General features: G+C 71.9%; 9 protein-coding genes. 5 read left to right on the top strand and 4 right to left on the bottom strand.

Features of this window, described 5'->3' with window-relative positions:
- The first annotated feature begins 146 nt into the window (after positions 1-146).
- Positions 147-2,180 carry a tetratricopeptide repeat protein gene (locus tag MBA17_RS50300; RefSeq protein ID WP_238495587.1) on the top strand — a complete coding sequence of 678 codons (2,034 nt, stop codon included), beginning with the start codon at positions 147-149 and terminating at the stop codon, positions 2,178-2,180.
- A gap of 96 nt (positions 2,181-2,276) precedes the next feature.
- Here MBA17_RS50300 and MBA17_RS07735 read toward each other — a convergent pair whose 3' ends face one another.
- Entirely contained in the window at positions 2,277-3,452 is a 1,176-nt protein-coding gene (locus MBA17_RS07735) for an ROK family protein (protein WP_238495586.1), read from the bottom strand.
- A 76-nt stretch (positions 3,453-3,528) separates the two neighbouring features.
- Complete coding sequence (locus MBA17_RS07730) at positions 3,529-4,440, bottom strand: M23 family metallopeptidase (protein WP_238495585.1); 912 nt, start codon at positions 4,438-4,440, stop codon at positions 3,529-3,531.
- Between the two features lie 138 nt (positions 4,441-4,578).
- On the opposite strand from MBA17_RS07730, the gene MBA17_RS07725 reads away from it, so the two are divergent.
- The 3 genes from MBA17_RS07725 to MBA17_RS07715 all read left to right on the top strand — a co-directional run bounded on the left by MBA17_RS07725 (position 4,579) and on the right by MBA17_RS07715 (position 12,167).
- The gene (locus MBA17_RS07725) at positions 4,579-7,413 is read left to right on the top strand and encodes an AfsR/SARP family transcriptional regulator (RefSeq protein ID WP_238495584.1); all 2,835 of its coding nucleotides are present in this window, start codon (positions 4,579-4,581) and stop codon (positions 7,411-7,413) included.
- Between the two features lie 131 nt (positions 7,414-7,544).
- The gene (locus MBA17_RS07720) at positions 7,545-9,014 is read left to right on the top strand and encodes an N-acetylmuramoyl-L-alanine amidase (RefSeq protein ID WP_238495583.1); all 1,470 of its coding nucleotides are present in this window, start codon (positions 7,545-7,547) and stop codon (positions 9,012-9,014) included.
- 252 nt (positions 9,015-9,266) lie between these two features.
- A complete protein-coding gene (locus MBA17_RS07715; RefSeq protein ID WP_238495582.1) occupies positions 9,267-12,167 on the top strand; it encodes an AfsR/SARP family transcriptional regulator in 2,901 nt (966 codons plus the stop codon).
- A gap of 4 nt (positions 12,168-12,171) precedes the next feature.
- Here MBA17_RS07715 and MBA17_RS07710 read toward each other — a convergent pair whose 3' ends face one another.
- A complete protein-coding gene (locus tag MBA17_RS07710; protein WP_238495581.1) occupies positions 12,172-12,330 on the bottom strand; it encodes a hypothetical protein in 159 nt (52 codons plus the stop codon).
- 267 nt (positions 12,331-12,597) lie between these two features.
- Between MBA17_RS07710 and MBA17_RS07705 the strand changes: the two genes are divergently transcribed.
- Positions 12,598-15,597, top strand: a complete 3,000-nt coding sequence (locus tag MBA17_RS07705) for an AfsR/SARP family transcriptional regulator (protein WP_238495580.1) — start codon at positions 12,598-12,600, stop codon at positions 15,595-15,597.
- On the opposite strand, the gene MBA17_RS07700 is transcribed toward MBA17_RS07705, so the two are convergent.
- Positions 15,594-16,157 (bottom strand): TetR/AcrR family transcriptional regulator, encoded by a 564-nt coding sequence (locus MBA17_RS07700; protein ID WP_238495579.1) that lies wholly within the window; start codon positions 16,155-16,157, stop codon positions 15,594-15,596. The genes MBA17_RS07705 and MBA17_RS07700 overlap by 4 nt on opposite strands.
- Positions 16,158-16,377 lie beyond the last annotated feature (220 nt).

Raw genomic sequence — 16,377 nt, 5'->3', positions numbered from 1 at the left:
CGGTGGTGATTGCATGACCTTTCGCTTGTCCAGCATCTAAAATGATGAAGGTCGGATCCGAAAGTGATCCACGTGTCGGTCCCCTAATCAACGGCGGTCCCTTGATTCCCCCGACCACGCCCGATGAAGAGCAAGCGCGACCCTACGTGGGACTCCGCTCCTTCTCGGCGGACGACCGGGCCCGGTTCTTCGGCCGGACACGGGAGTCGCAGGAGATCTCCACGTTGTGGTCGGGAAACCTGCTGACCGTGTTGTTCGGCCCGTCGGGGGTGGGCAAGACCTCCGTGCTGCACGCCGGAGTGCTGCCCGCGATCGACCCCGCGCGCTACGACGTGCTGCCGACCGGCCGGGTCTCGCACGGATCCGCCTTCCCGACGGCCGCGCTTCCCGAGCACAACCCCTATACTTTCGCGCTGTTGTCGTCGTGGTCGCCGGCGGAGTCGCCCATCCAGCTCTCCGGCCTGACCATCGCCGACTTTCTGCGCCGCCGTGCCATGCGCCTCGACCGCTACGGCGACCCGGTTCCCGTGCTGGTGGCGATTGATCAGTTCGAGGAGATCTTCAGCGACTTCAGGCACCGTGAGCGCTACCGCCACCCGTTCATCCGTGAGCTCGCCGATGCTCTGCAGGAGTGCCCCGACGTCCGTCTGCTGGTGTCGGTCAGGCAGGACTACATCGCCGAGGTGCTGCCCTACGAGGGCCTGCTCGGCCGTGGTCTCCGCGCCCGCTTCAAACTCGCCATGCTCAGTCCGGCCGCCGGGCTGGAGGCCGTCAGCGGCCCACTCGCCGGCACCGGGCGCTCCTTCGCGCCGGGCGCCGCCAGCAGCCTGGTGCGCGATCTGAGCACCATCACGGTCACCAGCGCCCTCGGAGAGCGGAGCACGATCAGCACGGACGAGGTGGAACCGACCCAGCTCCAGGTCATCTGCTCCACCCTCTGGGAGTCGCTGCCCGCCGGTGTGCGCGTCATCACCAGGGAGCACATCGCCCGCCACGCCGATGTCGACCACACGCTGGCCGCGTTCTGCGAACGCGCCCTCGCCGAGGTGTCCGAGGCGTACGGCGTGCCCGCCGCCAGGCTCTGGTCCTGGCTGCGCGAGACCTTCATCACCGAGATGGGCCGGCGCGACACCGCCTACGAGGGCATGAGCAGCACCGCGGGCATGCCCAATCCGGTCGTGCACGCACTCATCGACCGCCACATCCTGAAGACCGAGATGCGCTCGGGGTCGCGCTGGTGCGAGCTCCAGCACGATCGCCTGATCCAGCCGATCCTGCTCGGCGAGGCCGACGCCCCCGGTGCACGCCTGGCCCCCCACCAGGCCGATGCGCACGACTATCTGCGTGCGGCCTCCCTGGCTCTTGCGGACGGACAACTCGACCTGGCCGAGCAGCGCGCCCAGGAGGCTCTAGGCATCTGCCGCGACGACGAGCTGCGGCTGCGCGCGGAGACGCAGTCCTTCCTGGGCAACATCGCCCACGATCGTGGTGAGTGGGAGCGTGCGGAGGAGCGCTACCACGCTGCCGCCGACCTGTACGGCGCGCTCCAGGACGCCCCCGCCGTGGGGCGGTTACTGGCCGCGATCGCCCGCCTGCTCCTGCGCCGCGGCCGCGCCCAGGCCGCCGTCGAGCAGCTCCGGTCGGCTGTTCAGCGGGTGCCCAACGACCTCACCGTGCAGACCGAGCTCGCCGTGTCCCTGCTCGGTAGCGGCCATCCCCAAGCCGCGATGGCGGTGCTCGACGGGGTGCTCGCCGCCGAGAGCATGCTGGAGGAGGCACTACGGCTGCGCGGTGAGATCCGGGCCGACATCGGTGACCCCGCGTCCGCGCTACGCGATCTCGACCGCCTGCGCCGCCCCCCGCGCCCGACCACTCGCGCCGCCCGCGCGCTCGCTCTGGCCAACCTCGGCCTAACTGAGGCGGCCGCCGCCACCCTGACGGAGGTCCTCTCCGCCGAGTCTCTGGAAACCCATGCTCCGGCCCACAGCGCCGGCCCCGGCGGGCCGCACTCCGACGACGCCACCGTGTTGTACTACGCCGCCCGTGCCCTGGCGCTCCTCGGCCGAGCCGCCGCGGCGGCCGAGCTGGCCAGGCGCGCGTACGCCGCTGCTGATCCCGCCCTGCCGCCACACCAGCATGCGGCCCTGGCCCGCCTGCTGGAGGACCATCCGACCGGCTGACGCGGCGACCGCGCGTGCGCACCCCACCGGGTGCCGGGGGGCCGGCCCGTGCCTCGATGTAGACGAGAACGGCGCGGCTCACGGACGCGGGAGGGTTCAGCCCGCCTCGCGGGGGGCCACCGGGTCGGCGAGTGGGCCGGTGGGGGAGAGCATCTCGCGTTCCAGGTGGTCCAGGGCCAGGTGGGCGGCCCCGACGACCACGCACTCCTCGCCCAGGGACGAGACCCGGATCTCCGGCGGGCGCAGGCAGAGCGGGGTGAGGGCCTGCCGGAGCGGGCCGAGCAGCACGTCGCCGGCGCGTGAGTAGCCGCCGCCGAGGACGACCAGTTCGGGATCGAGGGTGAGGACCATGGCGGCGGTGCCCACGGCCAGGTCGGCGGCGTAACGCCCGACCGCCGCGACGGCCTCGCTGTCACCGGCGCGCGCGGCGGCGAACACCTCTCCCGCGATCCGGTCGGGGGGAGTGCCCTCGGGCACGGGATACGTCGCCAGATGTCCGGTCATCGACTTCCAGCGGACCGCCTCCAGCGCGCCCACCTCGCCCGTCGCGCCGCTGAACCCGTGGTGCAGCCGGCCGCCGATGATCAGACCGGCGCCCGAGCTGAGACCGGCGTGCAGGAAGACGACGTCGAGAGCGCCGCGGGCCACGCCCACCCGGTGTTCGGCGAGCGCGCCCAGGTTGCTGTTGTTCTCGACCAGCACGGGGCAGTCGAACCGCGCTCGCAGGTGGCCGGCCAGGTCGACCTCCGACCAGCCGGGCAGCGCGGCGGCCAGCACGACGTGCCCGTGCCGGTCGACCACCCCGGTGCTGCCCACGCCCACGGCCCAGATGTCGGAGGCGGCGAGTTCCGCTCTCGACAGGCAGGCGGTGACCGCGGCGTCGACGACGGCGAGCCGGTCGTCGTTGGACCGGGCGCCGGGCAGGCCGCCGGGTTGTACGGCGGGCATCGGCTCGCGGGCGGTGGCGACCACCGCGCCCTCCAGATCGGCGAGCCCGGCGAGCACCTCGTGCTTGCCGATGTCGAGGCCGAGGACGTGGCCGGCGTCCGCCCTGAACCGGTAGCGCCTGGCCGGACGGCCCATGCCGCCCGGCGCGGGCTCCAGCTCGTCGACCCAGCCACGGGTGAGCAGCCCGGCCACCACGTCGCCGATCGACGCCCTGGACATGCCGGTCCGCCGGGCCAGCTCGCTCAGGGTCAGTGGTTCCTCGCCCCTGAGCACGCGCAGGCTGGCGAGGGAGTTCAGCTCACGGAGCCGCTGCAGGTCGCCCACGATCCCCCTTGGCGTACTGATCGTGGTCCCACATTAATTCAGGCCGCGCCCCGGCAGGGCGCGGCCTTCGATCGTCTCAGCCGCAGTGTTCCAGTGGGCTGTCGTAGACGGAGGTTCCGGCCTTGCCGCCCCAGCGGACGCACTTGCCGGCCGCCGAGGCTCGGACGGGCCCGGCGTAGTAGGAGAAGTTACCCGAATCGGTGATCCGGGTCTGGCCTTCCACCTCCAGGTAGGCGGAGACGGCGGTCGCGGTGCCCAGCGAGGTGCTCTTCATGGTCGCCACGCAGTTGCTGGTGCCGTTGTAGAGCAGGTAGACCGTGCCCGAGGAACCCAGCGCCGCCGAGTCGATCACGTCGTAGCCGGTGCCGCAGACCTGCTCGGGGGTGTGCGGGTTGGTCGCGCCGCCGCCGCAGTTCCGTGAGGTCAGGGTCTGGTTCGGGTAGCCGAACGTGGTCCCGTTGAACACGGCCTTCCTGACGTTGGCCGGGTAGGAGACGTCGTTGGTCCGCACCTCGAAGTGCAGGTGCGGGCTGATGTTGTTGCCCGGCCGGCTGGTGTTGCCGACCTCGCCGATCTTGCGGCCCTGGGCGACCACGGTGCCGGCGGTCACCGAACGCACGCGCAGGTGGGCGTAGTAGGTCGAGTAGCCGCCGCCGTGGTCGATCTTGACGAGGTTGCCGAAGCCGTTGGTCGAGCCCTGGTGGGCGGAGATGACCACGGTGCCGGCCGCGGCGGCGACGACGGCGTCGCCCAGATCGGCGTCGGCGGTGCTGCCCCGGTTGAAGTCGATCTCATACGAGGTGTGCGCACTGCTGCCGCTGGAGTTGCCGGTCCAGCTCTGGTTGCAGGGGAAGGGGAGCTGGAAGGCGGGTGCCGCCGCCGCGCTCGCTCCCTGGGAGAGGGCGCTCGCTCCTGGAGCGAGGGCGACGGCGCCCGCGAGGCTGAACAGCAGGGCCCACCCCGCCGTGACGAGACTTCTGAGTTTCATACGGATCCTTTCGCTGTCCCTCGTGCCGACCAGCGTCCGGAAAACCTGCATAAAACCTGTCCAAAACCGATACAAATAGCCTGACGCTGAGAAATCCCGATAAACAGTTCAGATGCCTCTCTGACGAAAGAAGCGGGCATGACGGCTGATCGGCCAACATTCAACGTGCTCGGCCCGCTGGACGTCCGGTCCACCGGGCACCTGGGCGGGACCAAGCCGCGTATGCTCCTCGCCACCCTGCTCCTCCACGCCAACCGCATGGTCGGAGCCGAACTCCTGGTCGAGGCCTTGTGGCCGGCCCGCCAGCCGCGCTCGGCCGCCGCCAACGTGCGCACCTACGTGAGCTCCCTGCGCCGCGCCCTCGGCGACGCGGGGACCCGGCTGCACGCCGGCCGCTCCGGCTACATGATCGAGCTTCAGCCCGGCGACCTCGACCTCCTGATCTTCGAAGAGCTCACCGTCCGGGCCCGCGGTGCCCAGCCCGGCGGCGAACCCCTCGAACTGCTCCGCCGCGCGCTCGCCCTGTGGCGCGGCGACCCCCTCTCCGACCTGCCGGGCAGCCCGCTCTGGGACGCCCGGCTCGAACCACTGCGCGAGGCCAGGCTCACCGCCGCCGAACACCTCCTCGACCTGCGTACGGCGTGCGGCCAGCAGGCCGAGGCCGTCGCCGAGGCGCGCGGCCTGCTGGTGGACCATCCGTTCCGGGAGGGTCTGTGGCAACGCCTGATGGCCGCCCTGCACCGCGACGGACGGCAGGCCGAGGCGCTGTCCGCCTACGCCACGATCAGGGAGCGATTAATCGGAGAGCTGGGTATCGAACCCGGCGCGGGACTCCGCCAGGCCCACGCGGCGGTGCTCGCCGGCGACCCGGCCCCCGGCACGGCACACCACCATGGGGCGCCTTCGGCGGACGGGCCCGTCCCGTCACCCCACCAACTCCCGCCCGACATCCCCGACTTCACGGGCAGGAAGGCCGAGGTCGCCCTGCTCACCGGCACCTTGTCGGGCCAGGGACCGCCCGTCGTCGTGGTGACCGGCGGGCCCGGTGTGGGGAAGTCGGCGCTGGCCGTCCACTGCGCCCACGCCGTACGGGCCGAGTGCCCGGACGGTCAGCTCTTCCTCGACCTCGGCGGCACTTCGGCCGCTCCGCCGCAGCCCGCGGAACTGCTGGCCGAGGTGCTGCGCGCGCTGGGCGTGCGAGCCGTGCCGTACGGGATGCGCGAGCGTGCGGTCATGTACCGTTCGCTGCTCGCCGAGCGGCGGATGCTCTTGCTGCTCGACGACGCCGCGAGCGCCGCGCAGGTGCGCCCGCTGCTGCCCGGTGACGGCTGCCCGGTGCTGGTGACCAGCAGGCGGCGGATCACCGAACTGCCCGGCGCGGTGCACGTCGGGCTGGACGTGCTGCCGCCGGGCGAGGCCGCGGAGCTGTTCGGCCGGATCGTGGGCGCTGGCCGGATGACGGCGGAGGGCGAGGCGACCGCCGCCATCCTGCGGGCCTGCGGACATCTGCCGCTGGCGGTGCGGATCGCCGGCGCCAGGCTGGCCGCGCGGCCCGACTGGCCGCTGCGGGTGCTGGAACGGCGGCTCCGCGACGAGTCGCACCGGCTCGGCGAGTTACGGGTCGGTGACCTGGAGGTTCGGGCGAGCTTCGAGCTGAGTTACCGGCAACTGCCGGGGGACGCGGCGGCGGCCCTGCGCACGCTCGGGCTGCTGGGCGCGGAGTCCTTCCCCGGCTGGGTGGTGGACGCGGCGCTGAACCGGGACCGGGCCGACCAGGTGGTCGACACGCTGGTGGACGCCAACCTGGTGCAGCTCGCCGGGAGCGACCTCGCCGGGCAGCCGCGCTACCGGTTGTCCGAGCTGATCGGATTCGGCGCGCGGGAGCGGGCGGGGCCCGCCGACGGCCAGGCGCTGGCGCGTGTCTTCGGCGCCTGGCTCGCGGTCGCCGAGCACGCCACGGAGCGGCTGCCGACCCGGGTCTTCAGCCTGACGGCGACGGCGGCGCCCCGCTGGATCCCGTCACAGGAGGTCCTCACCGGCCTGACCGCCGACCCCCTGACCTGGTTCGACGTCGAGCGCGACACCCTGTCCGAGGCCGTACGGCTGGCCGCGGCGGCCGGACTGCCGGGCGCCGCGTGGGAGCTGGCCGCCTCCCTGGTCCCCTACTTCGATCTGCGCTCCCACTACGACGACTGGCGCACCACCCACCGGATCGCGTTGGACGCGGTGCGCGCGGCGGGCGACCGGCGCGGCGAGGCGGCGCTGTTACGCGGCCTGGCCCAGGTCAGCCTCTACCAGGACGCGTACGGCGAGGCGGCGGAGATGTTCACCCGGTCCCACATGATCTTCCGCGAGGTGGGCGACCGGCGGGGCGAGGCCGTCGCGGTCTGCGGACTGGGCGCGGTGAACCAGTTCAGCGGTGACCATACCCGCGCGCTGGGACGGTTCACCGAGGCTCTGGCGATGTTCCTGGATCTCGGTGACCCGGTCGGCGAGGCGTTCGCCCGGCAGGCGCTCGGCCGGGTCTGCCTGGACTCCGGTGATCTGCCCGCCGCCGCCCACTGGCTCGCGGAGGCGTTGCGCCTGGCCAGAGAGCTGGGCGACCGGCACCGCGAGGGGTGTGTCTCCATTCAGGTCGGCCGGCTGCACGACCTGGGCGCCAACGTCGACGGGGCGATGCGTTTCCAGGGGCTGGCCCTCGACATCTTCGAGGACCTCGGCGACAGCCACTGCGCCGCGTACGCGCTGCGCGACCTGGGCCGCCTCCAGGCCGTCCGCGGTGACCTGCGCCGGGCCTCCGCCCAGCTCAAACGTTCCCTCACGATCTTCAAGCACCTCGGTGACCGGATGGGCGAGGCCGGCGCCGTCCGGTTGCTCGGCGAACTCCATCACGCCGCCGGCGACGCCGACCTCGCCAAGGGCTACCTGCACCAGGCCTCCGCCCTCCAGCACCAGCTGTCCGCCGCCACCTGACCGTCTGTTACCGCGAAACCCGGGATTTTCGGTTATAGATCGATTCTTGTCAATATGGTTTACAAAGATTGAAATCTCAATTTACGGTGCAGCCGTCCTTCCGTATTTCCGGACACTCCCCAGGAGGATTGATGGCAGACCGTACGCACCGGCCCCGTCGCGCGGCAGCGCTGCTGGCCGGCTCCCTCACTGTCGTGGTTTGCCTGGCGGGCGGCCCGGCGAGCGCCGCGCCCGCGACATCCCCGGCGGCCGCCGCGGCCGTGTCCGCGGGACCGGTGGCCGCCGCCTTCGCCAAGGCCGCCGCCGGCCAGGAGGTCCCCCGAGACCTACTGGTCGCCCTGGCCTACGCCGAGACGCACCTCGACGGCCACGGCGGCAAGCCCAGCGCGAGCGGCGGCTACGGCATGCTGCACCTCGTCAGCAGCCCGGCCAACGGCTCCCTGGAGCGGGCCGCCGAGCTGACCGGCACGCCGGTGTCCGCGCTCAAGTCCGACGACGCCGCCAACATCGCGGGCGGCGCCGCCGTACTGCGGGCGCACGCGGACCGGCTCGGCCTCGACGCGGCAGCCCGCGCCGACACCGCCCGGTGGTACGAAGCCGTGGCCGCGTACGGCGGCGCGTCCTCCGCCGAGGTGGCCCGGCTGTACGCCGACACCGTCTACGAGATGATCAACACGGGCATCAAGGCCGTGACCCCGGCGGGCGAGACGGTCACCGTGGGGGCGCGCGCCGTACAGCCGGACCGCGGGAAGTACGAGAAGACGCGGGACATCGACTCCAAGTTCGCCGCGGCGGCCGTCGACTACCCGTCCGCGCACTGGGTGCCGGCGAGCACCAGCAACTACGCCGTCTCCAGCCGGCCCGGCAGCGACCGGATCGACCGGATCGTCATCCACGTCGCCCAGGGGTCCTACGCGGGCACGATCTCCTGGTTCCAGAACCCGGCCGCGAAGGTCTCCTCCCACTACGTCGTGCGCTCCTCCGACGGAGACGTCACCCAGATGGTCCGCGAGAAGGACCGGGCCTGGCACGCGGGTGACTACAACCGGCGCTCGGTCGGCATCGAGCACGAGGGCTACGTCGCCAACGCCTCGTGGTTCACCGACGCGATGTACCGGTCCTCGGCGGCGCTCACCCGCAACATCGCCGACCGGTACGGAATCCCCAAGGACCGAACCCACATCGTCGGCCACAACCAGGTGCCCGGCGCCACCCACACCGACCCGGGGCCGAACTGGAACTGGTCCAAGTACATGCAGTTCGTCACGGGCTCCGGCAGCGGCAACCCGCACACCCCCGAGCAGGTCTGCGGCACCGGCTACGACGTGATCGACTCGGCGGCGCTGGGTTCCTCGGGCACGGTCTACCTGCTCTACAACGGCACCAGCAACTGCGTGGCGACCATGAAGAGCACCTCGCTGGGCACCGCGACCGCCGTCTCCGCCTACCTGGAGGTGGAAGGCCAGACCCGGATCACCGATTCGGGTAACTTCTCCTACTACGCCGGGCCCGTCCGAGCCTCGGCGGCCGGCAAGTGCGTCCGCTGGGGCGGCAAGGCCGGCTCCTCCGTCTATGACAGCCCGCTGGAGCACTGCGGCTAGCACTACCGGTCCGGTCCGGCTCCAACTGCTGTGACAGGACACCGGGTCGCGGAGCCGTGACTCCGCGGCCCGGCTCCGGCAACTCGTCGTCGGCCATGCGGGTGACCGGCCTGATCGCGAGAGCGCGCGGCGCCCGCCGTCGCGGCCGCCAGGGTCCGGCGGTGCTCGGCGGGCGGCCGCGGGCCCGGTTTGATCTATGATTCCTTGGCGTACGCACGCCCGGAGGGTGTGTCGTTGAGCGGGGAGCGGTCCATGGAGTTCGGAGTCCTCGGGCCGTTGGCCGCCGAGCGGGACGGGCAGGCCGTACACCTCCACGGGCAGCGGCAGCGCACGATCCTCGCGGTGCTGCTCCTGGAGGCGGGGCGCCAGGTGCCACGGGAAAGGCTGGCGCGGGCCGTCTGGGGTGAACAGGCTCCCGGAACCGCGCGCAACCAGGTGCAGATCTGCGTCTCCCAGCTCCGCCGGAAACTGGGAGACACCGAGCAGCCACACCGGCTGCTGGTGACCCGAGGTCAGGGCTACGCGATCATGCCGGGGGAGTGGACGCTCGACCTCGCCGCCTTCGACGAGCATGTGGGCGAAGCCCTGGCGGCCACCAGGGAGGGGGCGCTGCGGCGGGCGGTCCGGGCCTTCCGCGCCGGCCTGGCGTTGTGGCGAGGGCCGGCGCTGGCGGGGATCGACAGCGAGCTGGTCCGATCACTGGCCGCGCACCTCGACGAGCGCCGCGCCTCGGCCGTCGAGCAGTGCGTCGAGGCCGAGCTGTTCCTGGGCGAGCACCAGCACGTCATCGGCGAACTGCGGCGCGTCGTCGCGGCCGACCCGTTGCGCGAACGGCCGCACGGCCAGCTCATGCTGGCCCTCTACCGTTGCGGGCGGCAGGCCGAGGCGCTGGAGGTCTACGACGCCTACCACCGGACCCTCCTGACGGAGCTGGACGAGGTGCCGGGCGAGGAACTGCGCCGGCTGAGGCACGCGATCGTCGGCCAGGAGGAGAGCCTCAAACCCCGGCGGCCGGTGACCCTGACGGCCCCGTCGCACGGGCCGGTGACGGCGGTCCCCCACCAGCTTCCCGCGCTCATCTCGCCCCTGGTCGGCAGGACGGAGGAGAGCGGGCTCGTCCACCGCCTGCTCGCCGGGGGCGTACGGACGGCCGCCGTGGTCGGCAGGTCGGGCGTCGGCAAGACCGCGCTCGCGCTGCACGCGGCGCATCGGCTCGCCGGGATGTACGGCGACGGCCAGCTCTACATGGACCTGCGGGGGGACGCGCAGCCCGCGGAGGTGCTCGGCCGGTTCCTGCGCGCCCTCGGGATGACCGTGCCGCACTCGCTCGCCGACCGGGCAAGCGTGTTCCGGTCCATCGCCGCCGACCGCCGGATCCTGATCGTGCTCGACAACGCGGGCTCGGACGATCTGCTCTCCCTGTTGCTGCCGCCCGCGGCGGAGGCCGGCGTGCTCATCACCAGCCGTCACGAGCCGCCCGGGCTGGAGCGGGAGGCCGTCGTCCGGCTCGACCCGCTCGACGGGGAGAACGCGGTCCGGTTCCTCGCCCATGACGTGGGAGCCGACCGGGTCGGCGCGGAGCCGGAGGCGGCGGCGGCGCTCGCGGCGCAGTGTGCCGGGCTGCCGCTGGCCCTGCGCGTCGCCGGCGCGCGGCTGGCCGCGAAACCGCACTGGAGCGTGCGGGCCATGGTCGAGCGCTTGGAAAGCACCCGCACGGTCCTCGACGAGCTGACCTACGACGATCTCGCCGTGCGCGCGAGCCTGGCCATCGGCTACCGGGACCTGAGCCCGCGGGCCCGGATGCTGTTCCACGGCCTGGGCGTGTTCGGCTGCTCCCTGATGGCCACCTGGCTGGGAGCGGCGATCCTGGACCTGGAACCCGCCGAGGCCGAGGACGCCTTCGGCGAGCTGGTCCGGGCCTCACTCCTGGAGCGACGGGGAAGCGGGTACGGCTGGCACGACCTCGTACGCGCCTTCGCCGCCGAGACGGCCGAGACGGCCGAGAGCGCCGAGACGGCCGAGCACACCGATGCCGACGGCTCCGAGCTGACGCTCGCGATCACCCGGGCCTGCGCCACCGTCCTCTACCTCGGCGAGCATGTCCACCGGCGGTTGTACGGCGGCGACTTCACCGTCCTGCGCGGTACGGCGCCGCGCCGGAGCACGGATCCTCGGGTGCTCGGCGACGATCCCCTGGCCTGGTTCGACGGTGAGCGCCACGTGCTGCTCGCGGCCATCCGCCAGTCGGCCCGCCTGGGTCTTTCCGAGCTGTGCTGGGAACTCTCGATGACGGCGCTCACCCTGTTCGAGAACTACGGCTACTTCGACGACTGGCGAGCTGCGGGCGAGCTCGGCGTACGGGTCTGCGCGGAGGCGGGCGACCGCCGGGGCGAGGGGGCCATGCTCTACGCGCTGGGTTCGGCCGGGGTCTTCCAGCAGCGCTACACCGAGGCCCGGGTGCACCTGACCGGTGCGATCGCCGCCTTCGAAGAGGTCGGCGACGACCACGGCCGGGCGCTCGCCCTGCGGCACATCGCGATCGTCGATCGGATGCACGGCGATCTCGAGGCCGGACTCGAGCGGTACGAGCAGTCGGTCCCGTTACTCAGGGCGGCGGGCGACCGCGCGGCTGAGGCCCACGTGCTCATCGGCATGGCCGGCATCCACGTCGAGCGGGATCGCCCCGACCGGGCCCGGCCGCTGCTGGAGCGGGCGCTGCGGATCTTCAGAGAGATCGGCATCCGGCGGGGCGAGGCCCAGGCGCTCAACCGGATGGCCGACATGGCGATGAAGCAGGGCGATCCCGGCGCGGCCGTCGAGAACTACGAGCGTGCCCTGGACATCGTGCGGGCCATGGGAGATCGGATCGGCAGGGCGTACGTCCTGCAGGGGCTCGGCGAGGCCAGGCTGGCCCTCGGCCACGTGGCGGCCGCGGAGTCGACGCTGGTCTCCGCCCAGCTTCTCGCGCACGCCATCGGGGAGCGCCTGATCGAGGCACGCGCGCGGCTCACGATCGGGCTCCTGTACGCGGAGCGCGGTGACGCGAGCGCCGCCGGTCATCTGACGGCGGCGCACGCCATCTTCACGGACATCGGGGCCGAGGCGTTGCGGGCGAAGGCGTCCGCCGCGATGGAACGCCGCCCGGCCTCCTGACCCCCTAGACGCCGGGCGGGGGCGGGTCCCCGGTCCATGGCATGTCGCAGGAGTGCTCGAATTTGGTGGGACACGGGTCGTCCTCGAGGACCGCCTGGGCCGCCGAAGCCTGGCCCCAGAGGAAGACCGCGATGATCCCGATCGTGATGACTATTCTTCGCATCAAGTCTCCTATTTAAGTATACGAACTGAAGCAGCTTATATTAGGGCGATATCGAAACGATTTATACTCGCTTTCGCGGCTTATGAAATCGATAACGTACGAGGTCAGGGGCCATGTCGCTGGGAACTCTGTTGCCCTACAGGGTAGGAAAGCTTTCCCGAATCGGCTGTTTGGGCTATTTTATCCATACGTATGGTGCGGTGCTGGGGAGTGCCGTACGGGGGCAGCGTCCCAACAGGGATTCGATTGAAGATGTACGGGGATGAAATGGAGTTTCGAATTCTCGGTCCACTCGCAGTGGAGAACCGTGGCGCACAGATCCCTCTCGGGGGGCGCCGCCAGCGCATCGTCCTGGCGACGCTGCTGCTGGAGGCCAACAGGGTCGTGCCCATCACCACGCTCATGCGGGCCGTCTGGGGAGAGAACGTTCCCCAGACCGCTCACAACCAGATCCAGATCTGCGTCGTGCAGCTCCGTCGTGCGCTGCTCGACACCGAACAGCCGAATCGCACGCTGGTCACCCACTCCTCCGGCTACATGCTCCGGGTGGGGCCCGACGAGCTCGACTCCCTCCGATTCGACGATCTCCGGGCGAGCGCGGCCGACGCCGCGCGCGCCGGCGACCCCGTGCGGGCGGTGCAGGACCTGCGCGCCGCGCTGGCCCTCTGGCAGGGGGCCGCGCTCCAGGACGTGGACAGCGGTTTCGTGCGGGCGAACGCGCCGCACCTGGACGAGCACCGGCTGCTCGCCCAGGAGCAGTGCATCGAACTCGAACTCTCGCTGGGCCGTCACCAGCGCCTGATCGGCGAACTGCTTCCGCTCATCGACGAGTATCCGCTGCGGGAACGACTGCGCGGGTTCCTCATGCTGGCCCTGTACCGCGCGGGCCGGCAGGCCGAGGCGCTCGCCGCCTACCGTGACTTCCGATCGATGCTGGCCGAGACGACGGGCCTCGAACCGGACGACGAACTCCGCAAGCTCGAGCGTGCCGTACTCAACCAGGACAGCGGGCTCAAGGAGCTGGAGACGCCCGGGCGCGCCTCGCTGAGCGTGCCCGCGGGACCGGCGTTCCAGGCTCCCCGGCAGCTTCCGCCCGTCGTGTCCGCGATCAACGGCAGGGACGCCGAACTCGCCCGGATCCCGGCCATCCTGGACCGTCCGCTCGGCTCCTCGTTGCTGCCCCTCGCCGTCATCACCGGGCGGTCGGGCGTGGGCAAGACCGAGCTCGCGGTGCACGCGGCGCACGCGATGTCGGAGACCTACGGCGACGGCCACCTCTACATCGACCTGCGGGGCGACGAGGGAACCGGCCTGGATCCCGGCAGCGTGCTCAGCAGGTTCCTGCGGGCCCTCGGCGTGGACGGCAGCGCCGTCCCGCCGTCGCTCGACGAGCGCGCCACCCTGTTCCGGTCGATCGTCGCCGATCGCGCGGTGCTCGTGGTGCTCGACAACGCGGGTTCGAGCGAGCAGATCCGTCCGCTGCTTCCGGGCGGCGGGCCCTGCGCGGTCCTCATCACCAGCAGGCGGCGACCGGCCGGCATCCCCGAGTCGTCGGTGATCAGGCTCGACGCCCTGGCCCCCGACGCGGCGCTCGAACTGCTGGCTCAGGAGGTGGGCCCGGAGCGCGTCGCCAGGGAGACCGTCGCGGCGCGCGAACTGGTCGCGCAGTGCGGCGGGCTGCCCCTGGCCATGCGTGTCGCGGGGGCGCGCCTGGCCGCCAGACTCAACCTGGAGATCGAGACGGTGGCCGCCAGGCTGGGAGACGCCCGCCTGATGCTCGACGAGCTCTCCTACGCGGACCTCGAAGTACGCACCAGCCTCGAGGTCGGATATCGCGGGCTGAGCGGCGAGGCCAGGGAGCTGCTGCGCGGCATCGGCCTGCTCACCATCTCGGAGATCCCCCTGTGGTCGGCCGCCGCGATCCTCGACCGCGACCTTCGCTGCGCCGCCGAGATCGTCGAACAACTCCTCGACGCCCACTTCCTGGAGATCAGGGACCAGCGATACGTCTGTCACAACCTGATCAGGGCCTTCGCCAGGGAACGCGTGCTCGCCGAGGACTCCGAGGAGTGGCGCACCGCGATGCTCACGCGGGTCGTCGGCGCGGCCCTGTTCCTCACGGAGGAGGCCCACAACAGGTTGTACGGCGGCGCGTTCGGGATCCTGCACGGCGAGGGCGCGCGCTGGCCGATCGACGCCCCGGTGGTCGACGGCCTGCTCGGCGACGACTCCCTGGAATGGCTCGACAGCGAGCGCGCCACCCTGCTCGCCGCCGTCTCACTGGCGGCCGACCACGGCCTCGACGAACTCTGCTGGGATCTCGCCGTCACCGCCAGCACGCTCTTCGAGGCCAGGAACTACGCCGACGAGTGGCGGTCGAGCCATGTGCGGGCGCTGGCCGCCATCAGGACCGCGGGCAACCGCCGGGGCGAGGCCGCGCTGCTCCGCAGGCTCGGAGTCATGCACTGCATCCAGAACCTGTACAGCGAGTGCCGTGACCTGGTCGGGCGAGCGGCCGAGATCTTCGACGAACTCGGCGACCGGCACGGATACGCCCTCACCCTGTGCAGCCTGGCGAACCAGGACCGCATTTCAGGAGATGTGCGACGGTCGCTGGTCCGCTATGAGGCGGCGATCGAGGACCTCCGCGCCGTGGGCGACCGGGCGGCCGAGGCCGACGCCCTGCGGGATCTGGCCCAGCTCCATCTGGAAAGGGGAGATCTGCCCGGTGCGCACGCCTGCGTCCGGCGGTCGCTGGCGATCTGCGATGAGATCGGCACCGGTCTGATGCGGGCGATGACGCTGCACCGGCTCGGCCAGGTGGCCTTCGCGGGGAAGGAGTACGCGGCGGCGACCGGGGCGTTCTCCGACGCGCTGGACCTGCTGGCGAAGACCGAGGACCGGATCGGCCAGCTCCACGTACTGACGGGCCTCGCCGAGTGCTTCGTCGCGACGGGCGACGCCCGGGCCGCCGCCTACCTCGGCCGGGCCCTCATCATGGCCAGGGAGCTCAGGCAGCCGCACGCGGAGGGGCGCGTCCTGTCGATCGTCGGCGGGGTGCAGGCCGCAGCCGGGCAGCCGGACGAGGCGCGGCGCAGTGTGCGGCAGGCTCTCGCGATCTTCGAGCGGCTCGGCTCGGACTGGTGGCGGAAACGCGCGCTCGCGGTCCTGCACGACCTCGGCCTCGAACCGGAGATCACGTCCCCGCTGGGCGCGGGAGGGCGGCTCGGCGGGGGAGCGGAGGGAGCAGGCGGGATCGGGTCCTAGCGGTTCCGGCCCGAGTCCGGCTGGGCGAGCAGGGCGGCGGCGACGGCTCTGGCGCGGCGGGCGGGCTCGGCGCTGTGTTCGCGGAGAGCGCCGACGTTGGCCCCGTCGATCAGCAGGACGAACTGGCGGGCGAGGGCGGCCGGGTCGGTGTGGCCGGCGGCGGTGAGGAGGCTCTCCAGGTAGGCGGCGACCTGGCGGGAGTGGTGGGCGGCGACCTGGTGGACGGGACTGGCCGGGTCGGCGATCTCCGCCATGGCGTTGGCGAAGGCGCAGCCGCGGAAGTCGTCGCGCTCGAACCGCGCGGCGAGCGCGTCGAAGGCCGTCAGCGGAGCGCCGCCCCGCGCGGTGACCTCCTCGGTCAGCCACCGCCGCCAGTCTTCGTCGCGGTCCCGCAGGACGGCCATGACCAGGTCGTCCTTGCTGCTGAAGTGCCGGTAGAAGGACGCTCGGCCAACCCCGGAGACGGCGAGCAGCCGCTCCACGCCGACGGCGCGGATCCCCTCGGCGTAGAAGAGGTCCACGGCGGTCTGGACGAGACGGGCACGGGCGCGGGTCGGCATGCCTCCACGATACCTCCGATCTTGCTCAAAACGAGAATGATCAGTACCGTATCGGTGGGTGACCAAGGGGTGACCATCCGCAGTCTCAGCATCCGGGAAGAAGGTTGTTTTGTTCCCGGTGGCGCGGCGACCGGGTCCCCGGTGGCCGGGAAATGGCGTGCCGCCGGCCTTGGCGGTGCTTTCTTTAATGCCTTTCCTGCGCTCGGCCGGCCGTTTCGGA

The sequence above is a fragment of the Dolomitihabitans soli genome (assembly GCF_022213955.1).
GTDB classification, from domain to species: Bacteria; Actinomycetota; Actinomycetes; order Streptosporangiales; family Streptosporangiaceae; genus Streptosporangium_A; species Streptosporangium_A soli.
This window is presented reverse-complemented; position numbering and strand designations above follow the sequence as displayed.